The organism is Phycicoccus sp. Root101 (assembly GCF_001426245.1).
Lineage (GTDB): Bacteria > Actinomycetota > Actinomycetes > Actinomycetales > Dermatophilaceae > Pedococcus.
Genome location: NZ_LMCM01000009.1, coordinates 279,191 through 292,991, shown reverse-complemented (window position 1 = coordinate 292,991; position 13,801 = coordinate 279,191). Strand labels below are relative to the sequence as shown.

14 protein-coding genes are annotated in these 13,801 nt (G+C 71.9%); 12 read left to right on the top strand and 2 right to left on the bottom strand.

The genetic code is table 11. The annotated features are described in order from the left end of the window. The first annotated feature begins 78 nt into the window (after positions 1-78). Complete coding sequence (locus ASC58_RS16070) at positions 79-471, top strand: DUF4233 domain-containing protein (protein WP_235529276.1); 393 nt, start codon at positions 79-81, stop codon at positions 469-471. Here the strand turns inward: ASC58_RS16070 and ASC58_RS16065 are convergent. Next, positions 468-1,088 (bottom strand): DUF998 domain-containing protein, encoded by a 621-nt coding sequence (locus ASC58_RS16065; protein WP_056920005.1) that lies wholly within the window; start codon positions 1,086-1,088, stop codon positions 468-470. The genes ASC58_RS16070 and ASC58_RS16065 overlap by 4 nt on opposite strands. Positions 1,089-1,131: 43 nt before the next feature. Between ASC58_RS16065 and ndk the strand changes: the two genes are divergently transcribed. Then, the gene (ndk, locus tag ASC58_RS16060) at positions 1,132-1,560 is read left to right on the top strand and encodes a nucleoside-diphosphate kinase (protein ID WP_056917729.1); all 429 of its coding nucleotides are present in this window, start codon (positions 1,132-1,134) and stop codon (positions 1,558-1,560) included. 42 nt (positions 1,561-1,602) lie between these two features. Here the strand turns inward: ndk and ASC58_RS16055 are convergent, their stop codons facing one another. Further along, complete coding sequence (locus ASC58_RS16055) at positions 1,603-2,124, bottom strand: MarR family winged helix-turn-helix transcriptional regulator (RefSeq protein ID WP_056917728.1); 522 nt, start codon at positions 2,122-2,124, stop codon at positions 1,603-1,605. An 82-nt stretch (positions 2,125-2,206) separates the two neighbouring features. On the opposite strand from ASC58_RS16055, the gene ASC58_RS16050 reads away from it, so the two are divergent. The 10 genes from ASC58_RS16050 to ASC58_RS16005 all read left to right on the top strand — a co-directional run bounded on the left by ASC58_RS16050 (position 2,207) and on the right by ASC58_RS16005 (position 13,771). After that, complete coding sequence (locus ASC58_RS16050) at positions 2,207-3,472, top strand: MFS transporter (protein ID WP_056920004.1); 1,266 nt, start codon at positions 2,207-2,209, stop codon at positions 3,470-3,472. Positions 3,473-3,549: 77 nt separating this feature from the next. Continuing rightward, positions 3,550-4,596 carry a rod shape-determining protein gene (locus ASC58_RS16045; RefSeq protein ID WP_056920124.1) on the top strand — a complete coding sequence of 349 codons (1,047 nt, stop codon included), beginning with the start codon at positions 3,550-3,552 and terminating at the stop codon, positions 4,594-4,596. A gap of 3 nt (positions 4,597-4,599) precedes the next feature. Further along, positions 4,600-5,457, top strand: coding sequence for a rod shape-determining protein MreC (gene mreC, locus ASC58_RS16040; RefSeq protein ID WP_056920003.1), 858 nt, complete (start codon positions 4,600-4,602; stop codon positions 5,455-5,457). Continuing rightward, positions 5,458-5,967 (top strand): hypothetical protein, encoded by a 510-nt coding sequence (locus ASC58_RS16035; RefSeq protein ID WP_056920002.1) that lies wholly within the window; start codon positions 5,458-5,460, stop codon positions 5,965-5,967. Further along, complete coding sequence (mrdA, locus tag ASC58_RS16030) at positions 5,964-7,958, top strand: penicillin-binding protein 2 (RefSeq protein WP_056920001.1); 1,995 nt, start codon at positions 5,964-5,966, stop codon at positions 7,956-7,958. The genes ASC58_RS16035 and mrdA overlap by 4 nt, the downstream gene beginning before the upstream one ends. Positions 7,959-8,024: 66 nt before the next feature. Continuing rightward, positions 8,025-9,419 (top strand): dihydrolipoyl dehydrogenase, encoded by a 1,395-nt coding sequence (lpdA, locus tag ASC58_RS16025; protein WP_056920000.1) that lies wholly within the window; start codon positions 8,025-8,027, stop codon positions 9,417-9,419. 22 nt (positions 9,420-9,441) lie between these two features. Then, on the top strand, positions 9,442-10,011 hold the full coding sequence (locus ASC58_RS16020) for a GNAT family N-acetyltransferase (protein WP_200947847.1): 570 nt from the start codon (positions 9,442-9,444) through the stop codon (positions 10,009-10,011). 260 nt (positions 10,012-10,271) lie between these two features. Continuing rightward, the gene (locus ASC58_RS16015; protein ID WP_056919998.1) at positions 10,272-10,808 is read left to right on the top strand and encodes a helix-turn-helix transcriptional regulator; all 537 of its coding nucleotides are present in this window, start codon (positions 10,272-10,274) and stop codon (positions 10,806-10,808) included. Between the two features lie 121 nt (positions 10,809-10,929). Further along, the gene (gene rpsO, locus ASC58_RS16010) at positions 10,930-11,199 is read left to right on the top strand and encodes a 30S ribosomal protein S15 (RefSeq protein WP_056917719.1); all 270 of its coding nucleotides are present in this window, start codon (positions 10,930-10,932) and stop codon (positions 11,197-11,199) included. 166 nt (positions 11,200-11,365) lie between these two features. Then, positions 11,366-13,771: a polyribonucleotide nucleotidyltransferase gene (locus ASC58_RS16005; RefSeq protein WP_056917718.1), complete on the top strand. Its 2,406-nt coding sequence runs from the start codon at positions 11,366-11,368 to the stop codon at positions 13,769-13,771. Positions 13,772-13,801: the final 30 nt, after the last annotated feature.

The window sequence follows — 13,801 nt, the reverse complement described above, 5'->3', positions numbered from 1 at the left end:
GCTGGTCCTCCTGGTGGCCGTGGTCGCCGTGGCGTTCTGGCTGCTGACCAAGTTCCGCGACAACGGGAGGAACCGCCGGTGAAGGGGATCGTCCTCTACGGCGCGCTGGGCAAGTTCACCTGGCGGATGCTGGCGACGGTGCTGGCCGGCCAGGGCATCGTCGTGTTCCTCGGGGCCCTCGTCGCCCGCGGCATCGCGGTGGCCGACGGTGACGACGCCGGGTCCACCTGGCTCTGGGTGGGCACCGGTCTGGCCGTCCTCTGCTTCGTGGCCGCCGGCATGATGCGCCGCCCCTACGGCGTCACCGTCGGCTGGCTCATCCAGGTGGCGACCTTCGCCGCGGCGTTCGTCGTGCCCGCGATGCTCATCGTGGGCTTCATCTTCCTGCTGCTGTGGGTCGGCTCGCTGGTGGTCTGCCACCGCGTCGAGCAGGACCAGGCGCGTCGCCAGCAGGAGGCTGCCTCGACCTAGCGGCTGCGGCCGCCGACGCGACCCAGGGTGAGGGCGGCGAGCGGGAGCCAGAGCTTGGCCGGCCAGATGGCCAGCCGTTCCGCCGCGCCGGACCCCGCATCCGCCCCCAGCAGTGCACCGAAGGACACGGCACCCGCCAGGGCGGCCACCCCCAGCGCCGTGCCGGCCACACGGACCCTACCGGTCGTGAGCCAGCGGGCGTGCAGGAGCAGGGCCAGCGGCTGTGCCACGAAGACCGGCAGGGCCACGAGGGCGTGCAGTGTCGGGTGCACGTCGACCGGGGCGAGCCCGACGCCGACCGAGAACACCCCTGCGAGGACCCAGAGGCCGCCGACGACCCGTTCGCGCGCGCTCGCCCCGCGCACCAGCGGGATGGCGCCGACCGCCTGGAGGAGGCCGAATCCGATGAACACGAGGTTCATGGCCCACGCGGCCGACGAGCAGCCGGTCGCGTCGAGGGAGTCGCAGGTCGTGCCGAGGGCGCTGATCGTGTCGTCGGCGAGGGAGTAGCCGACGCCGGCGCACAGGGCGAGCAGCACCTCGGCGGCGAGGTAGGCAGGCTGGGCCAGCCACGCGGCATACGGGATCGTCCTGGTGGCCCCGCCGGTCGCTCGCACACCGCGACGGTAGTGCCACCGCAGGCTGGGTAGGCTGGCGGGCGTGACGACGCAGATCGAACGTTCCCTGGTCCTGGTCAAGCCCGACGGTTTCGCCCGCGGCCTCTCCGGCGAGGTCCTGCGCCGCATCGAGGCGAAGGGCTACACCCTCGCCGCGCTCGCGGTGACGACCCCCACCCGCGAGCAGCTCGCCGAGCACTACGCCGAGCACGAGGGCAAGCCCTTCTACGAGCCGCTCGTGGAGTTCATGTCGAGCGGCCAGGTGACGGCGATCGTCATCGAGGGCCACCGCTGCATCGAGGGCTTCCGCGCCCTTGCCGGTGCCACCGACCCGACCGCTGCGCTGCCCGGCACCATCCGCGGCGACCTCGGCCGCGACTGGGGCAAGAAGGTCCAGGAGAACATCGTGCACGGCTCGGACTCCCCGGAGTCGGCCGCCCGCGAGATCGCGATCTGGTTCCCGCACCTCTGACCTGACCACCCGTGTGCCGGTCCGGCCGGCGACACGACCGACCTAGGCGGTCTCGATCTCGTCGAGCCCGCTGATCACCACCTCGAGGAGCGCGGCCAGCCGGTCGCGCTCCTCGCGCTTGAGGCCCGCCAGCACGTCCGACTCGACGACGTTGGCCTCGCGCACCGCGGCCTCGAACAGCTCCCAGCCCTGGGTGGTCAGCTCGACGAGCACCCGCGTGCGGTTCTCGGGGTCGGGGGAGCGGCGGACCAGCCCGCGCTCCGTCATCTTGTCGAGCCGGTGCGTCATCGACGAGGCCGCAACGTTGCTCGCGTCGGCCAGCTGCGACGGCGTGACCGGCCGTCCCTCGGACGTCGCGAGGACAGCGACGACCGACCACTCGCCGTGCGACAGGTCGAGGTCGGCGAGCTGCCGGGTGTACCACTGGTCGAGCTTGCGGCTGAGCGAGTTCACCGCCGTGATGACGCGCTGCACCGACTCGTCGCCACCCGCGGCGACGTAGCTGGCGACCGCTTCCCGGTACTGCTCCTGGACGGTGCGTCCGGCCTTCTTCCTCGCTGCCATGGGGTCATCCTCGCACGGCGTTCTTCGGATGCTAAGATTTCGATATCGAAATATTCTACGTCGAAGAACTGTTGAAGACACCATGCGCGCAAAGCTCCTGATCCTCGCCTCCGCCATCGCCATGCTCGGCTGGGGCACCGTCCTGCCCTACCAGTACGCCTACGCCGCCACCACGCGTGGCTGGGGTGCGCTGCTGGCTGCCGCGGCGTCGAGCCTGTTCTCGGTCGGCGCGCTGCTGGCCGCCCCCGTCGGCGGTCGCCTCGCCGACCGCGTCTCCCCGGTGCTGGTCGCCGTCGGTGCCAAGGTCATCGCCGCCGCGGGTGCCGCGTCCCTGATCTGGGCCGACGGCCCGGTCACCTTCCTCGTCGGCATGTTCGTCTTCGGCCTCGGCATCACTGCCGCCAACCCCGCCCAGTCCGTCCTCGTGCTGCGCTGGGTCGGTGGCCACGACCGCCGCCGCGTCTTCGCCTGGCAGTTCACCGGACAGGCCCTGGGCATGGCCGTCGGCGCGTTCGCCGCCGGGTACGTCGTCGACCTGGACCGCACCGACGGCATGTGGCCGGCCTTCGCCACCGCCGCCGTCGGGTTCCTGGCCTCCGCCGCCCTGCTCCTCGTCGCCGGTATGCCGCGCTGGGGCACCGCACCGGGGGCGACCGCGGACGCGACCGACGGCTCCGGGGCCCCCGAGCCCGTCCGGTCGGCCGGCCCGCGCGAGGCACTGCGAGCCATCTGGGCCATCCCCGCGCTGCGGTGGACCGCCCTCATCACGGTCACGCTGGCGCTGGGCTTCTACGCGCAGTTCGAGTCCGGACTGCCCGCCTACGCGCTCACCGTCCTGCACGTCGACGAGACCACCATCGGCCTCGCGGCGGCGGTCAACTGCGTCGTCATCATCGCCCTGCAGATGCTCGTCGTCCGCCTCACGGCGAAGCGCAGCGGCGCCACCCTGCTCATGGGGGTCGGCCTGATCTGGACCATCTCCTGGCTGGTGCTCGCTGCCGCGTCACTGGCCCCGGAGCTCGCGGCGGTCCTGTTCGTGACCACGTTCGGCATCTTCGCCGTCGGCGAGACGATGTACGCCCCCGTGCTCAACCCGCTCACCGCCAGCCTCGCCCCGTCGGGCCTGGTCGGCACCACGCTGGGGATGTTCACGGCCCTGCAGACCGGGTTCTCGGCGGTCGGCCCGCTGGTGGCCGGGGTCATCCTGGGCGCCGGGATGGGCAGCCTGTTCATCGGCCTGCACATCGCGATCAGCCTGCTGGCCGTGTTCGGCGCCTGGCGCCTGCGCGCCACCCTCAGGGCCCCGGTCCCCGCGCCCCGCGCGGTGGAGGCCGAGCTGGTCGCCTGACCCGGGCGCCATACCCGACCTGACCCGCCCGGCGCGGCTGCCGGGTGGGTCGGAACGCCACGCGTAGCATCGCGCTCGTGAGTGGCACGGGTGGTGGGTCGAGGGGCTGGACGGGCTGGGGCAGGGACCTCGCCATCGACCTCGGAACCGCCAACACCCTCGTCTACGAACGCGGTCGCGGGGTCGTCCTGGACGAGCCCTCGGTGGTCGCGATCGAGGCGGGCACCTCCACGTTGCTGGCCGCCGGGACGCGGGCCAAGGAGATGCTCGGCCGCACGCCCGGCCACGTGCGCGCCGTGCGGCCGCTCGCCGACGGCGTGATCTCGGACGCCGACATCACCGAGCGCATGCTGCGCTACTTCGTCGACCAGGTCCGTCCGTCGCGGCTGTTCCGTCCGCGGATGGTCGTCTGCGTCCCGAGCGAGGTGACCGGGGTCGAGCGACGCGCCCTCGAGGACGCCGCCGTCCGGGCCGGGGCCCGCCGGGTCTACGTCATCGAGGAGCCGATGGCTGCCGCGATCGGCGCCGACCTTCCGGTCAACGACACCGCGGCCTCGATGGTCGTCGACATCGGCGGCGGGACGACCGATGTCGCCGTGATCAGCCTCGGCGGCATCGTCACGTCCCGGTCGCTGCGCGTCGGGGGAGACGAGCTCGACGAGGCGATCATCGCCCACGTGAAGAGCGAGTACTCGCTGCTGCTGGGAGAGCGCAGCGCCGAGGACATCAAGATCGCGGCGGGTTCGGCGTTCCCGCTGCGCGAGGAGACCAGCACCCGGGTCCGGGGGCGGGACCTCGTCACCGGCCTGCCCAAGACCGTGACGATCTCCAGCCCCGAGGTCCGCCGCGCCATCGAGGCGCCCCTGCTGCAGATCGTCGAGCTGGTGCGGGCGACGCTCGACGTCTGCCCGCCCGAGCTCGCCGGCGACGTCCTCGACCGCGGGGTCACCCTCACCGGCGGAGGCGCGTTGCTGCCCGGGCTCGACGAGCGGCTGCGCCACGAGCTGGGCGTGCCGGTGCGGGTCGCCGACGACCCGCTGCGTGCGGTCGTGCGCGGTTCGGGACGGTGCATCGAGGAGTTCGGGACGCTCGAACGCGTCCTGGTCGACACACGTCGCTTCTGACCCATGCCCCGACCCCGCCGTTCGCCCCGCACCGCCGCTCGCCCCCTGCGCAGCGACCGGTCGCGCCGACTGCTCACCACCCTCCTGCTCGCCACGATCGTGGTGCTCGTCGCCGACCTCGCCGGGGCGCCGGGGACGGGCGCGGTCCGCACCGCTGCGGGTGTGGTGCTCAGGCCGGTCGAGGGGCTGCTGCGGCCGGAGGTCGGCCGGGACGACCCCGGCGTTCGCGGGACCCGGGCGGCCACCGCCGCCGACACCGTGGCCGCGCAGGCGACCGAGGCCGCGGCGTTCCAGCGGTTGCTGCGGGCCCCCGAGACCAGGGGCCGGGCGTTCGTCCCCGCCAGGGTCGTCGCCGTCGGCCGCGCCGGGTCGGCCGGCCCCGAACGTGTCACCATCGACGCAGGCTCCCGGGACGGGGTGCGGATCGACCGTGCCGTGGTCAACGCGGACGGGCTCGTCGGACGCGTCGTCGCCGTGTCGCCGTGGACCGCGGACGTGCAGCTCGTCGGGGCCGCCGACCTCACCATCTCCGTGCGGGCGGGCGCCGGGGTGCTCGGCTCGGTCGGCAGCGGCGCGACCGGCCCGCGTCGGCAGGCGCCGGGGGAGCTCACCCTCACCCCCGTGCAGCGGGGGACGCTCTCGCACGGCGACGTGGTGACCACGTTGGGGAGCCTCGACGGCACGCCGTACCTCCCCGGGCTCCGGGTGGGCACGGTCACCGAGGTGGACGGCGACCCGGCCGCCCTCGTGCCGACCGCCGGTGTCAGGCCAGCCGTGGACGTCACCACCCTCGACGTGGTCGGGGTGCTCGTCCCTGAGGGCCGGACCGTCCCACGCGCGCCGTCCACGGGGGGTGGCTAGGTGACGACCACCGCTCACCTCGCTGCCGGTGCTGGCCGGGTCCGCCTCGTCCGGGGTGCCGCGCTGGTGGTGCTCGCCGTGCTCGCGGTCGCGGTCGGTGCCCGCACGCCCCTGTTGCTCCCTGACCTCGTCCTGCCCCTGGTCGTCGCCGGCGCCCTCGTCGGTGGCCCCACCCGGGGGGCCCTCCTCGGCCTCGGCGCCGGGTGGGTGGTCGACCTGGTCCCGCCCGGGTCCGCCCTACTCGGCACCGCCGCCCTGACGTATGCCGTGTGCGGCCTGCTCGCGGGGGCCGGGCGCCGTGAGGGGCTGGCGTCCTGGCGCTGGGTGGCCGTCGTGGGAGTGCTGTGCTCCACGGTCCTGCTCGGCGGCGGGGCGATCGTGGCGCTCCTGGCCGGTTCCGCGCTGTCGCCGGCCGACACGGTCGTGCGGCTCGTCCTCACCGCGCTGCTGTGTGCGCTCACCGTCCCCGCGCTCGTCCGGGCCGAGCAGCAGCTGCGAGCCCGGTCGTGAACCGCCCCCGGCCGCGCCTCGCCCGGATCTGGGTCTTCGGACTGGTGGCGCTCAGCCTGGTCGGCACGCTGGTGGCCCGGCTCGGGCAGGTCCAGATCGGTGATCACGCCCAGTACGAGCGCGCCGCCGCCACGCTCAACACCCGGACGGTGACCGAACCCGCCGTCCGCGGGCGCATCCTCGACCGCAACGGCCTCCCGCTCGCCGACAACTCCACCCGCACCGTGGTGTCGGTCTCCCGCGGGGTGCTGGCCGACGCCGGCGACGGCGGGCGCGCGCTGGTGCAACGGATCGCCACGGCGTTGCAGGTCCCGTTCGACGAGCTCTGGGGGCGCACCCAGCTCTGTGGCGCGAAGGGCGCCCCGCCGCAGCCGGTGTGCTGGGCCGGGTCGCCGTACGTCCCGGTCCCGCTGGTGTCCGGTGCCGACCCGGCCAGGGCCTTGGGGCTGCTGGAGCACCCCGACACGTTCCCGGGGGTGACGGTCGGCGCCCAGCCCGTGCGCGACTACCCGCAGTCGACGGTCAACGCGGCGCACGTGCTCGGGTACCTCGGGCAGGCCTCGGGGAGCGACGTCGCCTCCTCCCGGGGCGCGGTCACCGGGTTGGACCTGGTCGGCCGGGCGGGGCTGGAACAGCAGTACGACGCACAGCTGCGCGGGGTCCCCGGGTCGGACACGGTGTCGCTGGACCCCCGCGGCGTCGTCGACGGCCAGGTGTCGAGCACGGCGCCGGTGCCGGGCGAGGACCTCGTCACCAACCTCGACGCGCGGGTCCAGTCGGCGGCCGAGTCGGCCCTCCGCTCGGCGGCGACCTCGGCCCGCACCCGTGGGTTCCGGGCCGACTCGGGGGCAGCCGTGGTCCTCGACGTGACGAACGGTGCCGTCGTCGCTGCCGCCAGCTACCCGACGTACGACCCGGCCGTCTGGACCGGCGGCATCTCGACCAAGGCGCTCGCCGCGCTCACCGACGTGAGCGCTGGGACGCCGCTCGTCTCGCGGGTCACCGCCGGCGCCTACCCGCCCGCCTCCACGTTCAAGGTCGTGAGCATCCCCGCCGCCGTCGAGGCCGGGAACGACCTGCGCGGCACCTACCAGTGCGGTTCGAGCTACACGATCGGCAACCGCAGGTTCGCCAACTACGAGTCCCGGGCCTACGGACCCATCGACCTGCGCCGGGCGATCGTCGTCTCCTGCGACACGATCTTCTACGACTTCGCCTACCGGTCCTGGCTGGCCCAGGGCGGCCTGGACGCAAAGAGCGACGCGGCGGACCCGTTCGTGGCGATGGCCAAGGAGCTCGGGCTCGGGGCCGCGACCGGTGTCGACCTGCCGGGGGAGCAGGCGGGACGGATCCCCGACCGGGCGTGGAAGCAGGCCACCTGGGCAGCGACCAAGACCGATACCTGCGCCCGCGCGCGCACCGGCTACCCGGAGGTCGCGGCCACGGACCCCGGCCGCGCGGCATACCTGAGGTCCTTGGCGGTCGAGAACTGCCGCACCGGTTTCCAGTTCCGGGCCGGTGACGCCGCGAACTTCGCCATCGGACAGGGGGACACGACCGCCACCCCGCTCCAGATGGCGCGGGTGTATGCCGCGATCGCCAACGGCGGGACGCTCTGGACACCTCAGGTGGCCAAGGGGTTCGAGGCGCCCGGAGGTGGCCTCGAGCCGGTCCCCCCGAAGGCCGCGGGCAAGGTCACCTTCCCTGCCGGGACGCTGGCCTTCCTGCAGGACGCGCTCGTGGGCGTGGTGCGCCAGGGGACCGGCGTGGGGGCCTTCCGAGGGTTCCCGCTCGACCAGTGGCCGGTGGCCGGGAAGACCGGGACGGCGGAGGCGTTCGGGAAGCAGGACACGGCCTGGTTCGTGTCGTACGCCCCGGCCGACAAGCCGCGGTACGCGGTGGCGGTGGTCGTGTCGCAGGGAGGCACCGGTGGGGCGACGGCGGCGCCCGCCGCCCGACGGATCTACGACGTGCTCCGCACGCTGCCCTGACAGCTTTGCCCGCCGTCGCGGGACCACCGGTGGGGGACCGCGCCCGCACTCAGTAGGCTTGCCGTCATGGCTGACTTCGATGTGGTGGTGCTCGGTGCTGGTCCCGGTGGGTACGTCGCGGCGATCCGCGCGTCCCAGCTCGGTCTGAAGGCCGCGGTGGTCGAGTCGAAGTACTGGGGTGGTGTCTGCCTCAACGTCGGGTGCATCCCGTCGAAGGCTCTCCTGCGCAACGCGGAGCTGTCGCACATCCTCCAGCACGAGAAGGACAAGTTCGGCATCGAGGGCGACGCCACGATGTCCTACGGACCCACGCACGCACGCTCGCGCTCGGTCTCCGCGGGCATCGTCAAGGGCGTCCACTTCCTCATGAAGAAGAACAAGATCACCGAGATCGACGGCTGGGGCACGCTGACCAGCCCGACGTCGATGGATGTGGCCCTCAACTCCGGTGAGAAGCAGTCGATCACCTTCGACAAGCTGATCATCGCCACCGGTGCGACGACCCGGCTCATCCCCGGCACCTCACTGTCCGACCGCGTCGTGACGTACGAGGAGCAGATCCTCACCGACCAGCTGCCCGGCTCGATCGTCATCGCCGGCTCCGGTGCCATCGGTGTCGAGTTCGCCTACGTCCTGAAGAACTTCGGCGTCGACGTGACGATCGTGGAGTTCCTCGACCGGATGGTGCCGACCGAGGACGCCGAGGTGTCCAAGGAGCTGCTCAAGCACTACAAGAAGCTCGGCATCACGATCATGCTCTCGACCAAGGTCGAGTCGATCGACGACAGCGGCGAGAAGGTCAAGGTCACGGTCTCACCGGCCGCCGGTGGCGAGTCGACGGTCATCGAGACCGACAAGGTGATGCAGGCGATCGGCTTCGCCCCGCGCGTCGAGGGCTACGGCCTGGAGAACCTCGGTGTCGCCACGGAGCGCGGCGCCATCGTCATCGACGACCACTGCCGCACCAACGTCGAGAACGTCTACGCGATCGGTGACGTCACGGGCAAGCTCATGCTCGCGCACACCGCGGAGGCGCAGGGTGTCGTGGCGGCCGAGACGATGGCCGGCGCCGAGACGATGCCGGTCGAGTACGACTTCATCCCGCGCGCGACCTACTGCCAGCCGCAGATCGCCTCCTTCGGCTACACGGAGGCGCAGGCCAAGGAGAAGGGCTACGACGTCAAGGTCGCCAAGTTCCCGTTCTCCGCCAACGGCAAGGCCATGGGGCTCGGCGACGCCGTCGGTTTCGTCAAGGTCATCGCCGACGCGACGCACAACGAGATCATCGGCGCCCACCTCATCGGGCCCGACGTCACCGAGCTGCTGCCCGCGCTGACCCTCGCGCAGAAGTGGGACCTCACCGCCGACGAGGTCGCTCGCAACGTGTTCGCTCACCCGACGCTGTCCGAGGCCGTCAAGGAGGCCGTCGAGGGCATCGCCGGCCACATGATCAACCTCTGACGGAGGCACTCGTATGGCGCGCGTGAGCCTGCCGATCACCACCGAGCGGCTGACGCTGCGCAGCTTCCGACCCGGTGACGAGGACGACGTCTTCGCCTACCGGTCGGTGCCCTCGGTGATCCGTTACATCCCGGGCGAGCCCAAGACGCGGGACCAGGTCGCCGACCTGGTCTCCGAACGGGCCACAGCCGGCCGGATCGACCCGACGTCGCCGAACCTCACCCTCGCGGTGGAGCTCGACGGCCGGGTCATCGGTGACGTGCTCATCCTCCTCGAGGGCCCCGACGGCGCGGACGGCAGGCAGGCGGAGATCGGCTGGGTGTTCGCGCCCGACGTCGCCGGGCAGGGGTACGCGACCGAGGCCGCGAGGGCGATCATCGAGGCGGCCTTCCGGGAGGTCGGGGTGCACCGTGTCTGGGCGCAGCTCGAGCCCGAGAACACGGCGTCGTCGCGCGTCTGCGAACGGCTCGGCATGCGCCTCGAAGCCGTCTTCGTCAAGGGCTCGTGGTTCAAGGAGCGCTGGACGGACCTGGCCGTCTACGCCCTCCTCGCCGACGAGTGGCCCCCGGCCGCACCGCCCTCGACCGCCTGACCCGCCCTCACCTGCCCTCAGCCGACTCGCCGCCTCCCGACCAGACCACCCGCGATGCTGCCAGGAGCAGGGGGTGTGGCAACGCGACCACGTCACTGATCACGATCCGCCGTCAGTGACGTAGTCACTCCACCACCCCGGGTCCCCACTGGCGGGATCGGAGCGGGGCTCCATCGAACGCCGCCGTTGTCACACCCGTCCGCGACCCTGTTCCTCAGGCGTCGGTCGTCCAGGGGGAACGGCCGGCCGGGGGAGGACGCATGGACGAGTTCGATGGTGTGGGGTACCTGCTGAGGGCACGACGCCGGGCGCAGCTGAGCCAGCGCGAGATGGCCGGCAGCATCGGCGTGGCGCAGGCGACGCTCTCCGCATACGAGGGAGGCCGGCGCAAGCTGCCGGAACCCGTCCTGGTCGCGGCCCTTCGCGTGGCAGGGCTGCGGCTGGTGGTGGTCGACGAGAAGGGTCAGGAGGTGACGCCCTTCCCGGCTGACGCGGTGCGGGACAATGCCGGCCGACTTTTCCCCGCCCACCTCGAGGTGCAGCCGCCGGACCAGCTGCCGAGGGAGGCGCTCCGGGCGCCACGGTACGACCGCCGGCCACCTCGGGCGTGGTACCACCTGAGGGGATCGGACGAGGTGACCACGGGGTGCGGTGCCGGCGACCACCCGACGGACCTGGAGCTCGCGGTGCGGCGGCGCGGCCTGTGGACCGCCGGCGCCAGGAGGCTCAGCGCCCTTCGCGAGGCGGACGGCGCGCGCGTGGATCGTGCTCGGGAGGAGCGATCCGACGGCGATTAGGGTGCACCTCGGCCCGCTGGTAACCTTGCAACCGCCGTAGACCGGCCGCGGATCCAGAGCGCCCAGGTGAACCAGCCCTGAGGCACCGCGCAACGATTCCACGAAGGAGCAGTGTCGACCCATGCCGTTGAGCACCGAAGTCAAGCAGAAGATCATGTCCGAGCACGCCACGCACGAGGGCGACACCGGTTCCCCCGAGGTCCAGATCGCCCTGCTCACGCAGCGCATCCTCGACCTGACCGAGCACTCGCGCCAGCACAAGCACGACCACCACAGCCGCCGCGGCCTGCTGCTGCTGGTCGGCCAGCGTCGCCGCCTGCTGCGCTACCTCGAGAGCGTCGACGTGGAGCGTTACCGCGCGCTGATCAAGCGCCTCGGCCTGCGCCGCTGAACATCCGACAGGGACGGTCCTCCACGAGGGCCGTCCCTGTCGCATGGGGCCCGGCACTCCTGCCGGACACCCGCACCACCGCAGTACCAGCACGACCAGCACGACCAGAAGAAGCCCGTGCACAACGACGATGCACGTGGATGTAGACACCCAGAAGGAGGGCCCAATGGAGGGTCCAGAGATCCAGTTCGCCGAAGCCACCATCGACAACGGCTCGTTCGGCACCCGCACGGTCCGGTTCGAGACCGGACGCCTGGCCAAGCAGGCCGGTGGCGCTGTCGCCGCCTACCTGGACGAGGACACGATGCTCCTCTCCACCACCACCGCCGGGAAGCACCCGCGCGAGGGATTCGACTTCTTCCCCCTGACGGTCGACGTCGAGGAGCGGATGTATGCCGCGGGCAAGATCCCCGGCTCGTTCTTCCGTCGTGAGGGCCGTCCCTCGACCGACGCGATCCTCACCTGCCGCCTGATCGACCGCCCGCTGCGCCCGACCTTCACCAAGGGTCTGCGCAACGAGGTCCAGGTCGTCATCACGGTGCTCGCGCTCAACCCCGACCACCAGTACGACGTGCTCGCCATCAACGCGGCCAGCGCCTCCACGCAGATCTCGGGTCTGCCCTTCTCCGGTCCGATCGGTGGCGTCCGCGTCTCCCTGATCGACGGCCAGTGGGTCGCCTTCCCGAACTTCTCCGACATCGAGCGCTCGACCTTCGACATGGTCGTCGCCGGTCGTGTCGCCGGTGACGACGTCGCGATCATGATGGTCGAGGCCGAGTCCACCGAGCAGACGTGGGACCTGGTCAAGAACGAGGGCAAGCAGGCCCCGACCGAAGAGGTCGTCGCCGAGGGCCTCGAGGCTGCCAAGAAGTTCATCAAGGTCCTGTGCGAGGCCCAGGCCGAGCTGGCGAGCAAGTCCGCCAAGCCCGTCCAGGAGTTCCCGATCTTCCTCGACTACGAGGACGACGCCTATGCCGCCGTCGAGGCTGCGACCTCGGACGACCTGACGCAGGCGCTGACCATCGCCGGGAAGCAGGAGCGCGAGGAGCGCATCGACGAGATCAAGGACGCCGTCAAGGCCTCCCTCGCCGGTGAGGGCCAGCAGTTCGCCGGCCGCGAGAAGGAGATCTCCGCGGCCTACAAGTCGGTGCAGAAGAAGCTGATCCGTCAGCGCATCCTGCGCGACAAGGTCCGCATCGACGGCCGTGGCCTCGCCGACATCCGCGCCCTCGGCGCCGAGGTCGAGGTCCTGCCGCGCGTGCACGGCTCGGCCCTGTTCGAGCGCGGCGAGACCCAGATCATGGGCGTCACCACGCTGAACATGCTCCGCATGGAGCAGCAGCTCGACACGTTGTCGCCGGTGACGCGCAAGCGCTACATGCACAACTACAACTTCCCCCCCTACTCCACCGGTGAGACCGGTCGGGTGGGTTCGCCGAAGCGCCGCGAGATCGGCCACGGCGCGCTGGCGGAGCGGGCGCTCATGCCCGTCCTGCCGACGCGTGAGGAGTTCCCCTACGCGATCCGCCAGGTGTCCGAGGCCCTCGGTTCCAACGGCTCGACGTCCATGGGCTCGGTCTGCGCCTCGACCCTGTCGATGCTCAACGCCGGTGTGCCGCTGCGCGCGCCGGTCGCCGGCATCGCCATGGGCCTGGTGTCCGACGAGGTCGACGGCCAGACGCAGTACGCCGCGCTGACCGACATCCTCGGCGCCGAGGACGCGTTCGGTGACATGGACTTCAAGGTCGCCGGCACGCGTGAGTTCGTCACGGCCATCCAGCTCGACACCAAGCTCGACGGCATCCCCGCGTCGGTCCTGGCTGGCGCGCTGACCCAGGCCCGCGACGCGCGCCTGCACATCCTCGACGTCATGAACGAGGCCATCGACGTGCCGGACGAGATGAGCCCCTTCGCTCCTCGCGTCATCTCGGTGCAGGTCCCCGTCGACAAGATCGGCGAGGTCATCGGGCCGAAGGGCAAGATGATCAACCAGATCCAGGACGAGACCGGCGCCCAGATCTCCATCGAGGACGACGGCACCGTCTACATCGGCGCGACCGACGGTCCGTCGGCCGAGGCGGCCCGCGCGATGGTCAACGCCATCGCGAACCCGCAGATGCCGGAGGTCGGCGAGCGCTTCCTGGGCACCGTGGTCAAGACCACGACGTTCGGTGCGTTCATCTCCCTGCTGCCCGGCAAGGACGGCCTGCTGCACATCTCCGAGGTGCGCAAGCTCGTCGGTGGCAAGCGGATCGACAACGTCGACGACGTCCTCGCCGTCGGCCAGAAGGTCCAGGTCGAGCTCAAGGAGGTCGACCCGCGCGGCAAGCTGTCGCTGGCCGCCGTCCTGCCCGAGGGTGAGGGCGACTCCGCCCCCGCCGCGGACGCCGACGTCGCCGGTTCCGACGAGGCGCCCGAGTCCAACGACTCGAGCGACTCGAACGAGTCGAACGACTCGAACGACTCCGGTGAGGAGCGCGGCGACCGTCGCGATGGTGGGCGCAGCCGCAACCGCCGTCGTCGCGGTGGCGAGCGTTCCGAGCGTGGCGAGTCCTCCGAGGACGCCGGCTGACGTTCGACCCCAGCACGTCCCGAACGGGTC

What these genes read in the sequence shown, in the direction of transcription:
- ASC58_RS16055 (WP_056917728.1), bottom strand. Translation starts at nt 2,124, where the DNA reads ATGGCAGCGAGGAAGAAGGCCGGACGCACCGTCCAGGAGCAGTACCGG.
- ASC58_RS16050 (WP_056920004.1), top strand. Translation starts at nt 2,207, where the DNA reads ATGCGCGCAAAGCTCCTGATCCTCGCCTCCGCCATCGCCATGCTCGGC.
- mreC (WP_056920003.1), top strand. Translation starts at nt 4,600, where the DNA reads ATGCCCCGACCCCGCCGTTCGCCCCGCACCGCCGCTCGCCCCCTGCGC.
- lpdA (WP_056920000.1), top strand. Translation starts at nt 8,025, where the DNA reads ATGGCTGACTTCGATGTGGTGGTGCTCGGTGCTGGTCCCGGTGGGTAC.
- ASC58_RS16015 (WP_056919998.1), top strand. Translation starts at nt 10,272, where the DNA reads ATGGACGAGTTCGATGGTGTGGGGTACCTGCTGAGGGCACGACGCCGG.
- rpsO (WP_056917719.1), top strand. Translation starts at nt 10,930, where the DNA reads ATGCCGTTGAGCACCGAAGTCAAGCAGAAGATCATGTCCGAGCACGCC.
- ASC58_RS16005 (WP_056917718.1), top strand. Translation starts at nt 11,366, where the DNA reads ATGGAGGGTCCAGAGATCCAGTTCGCCGAAGCCACCATCGACAACGGC.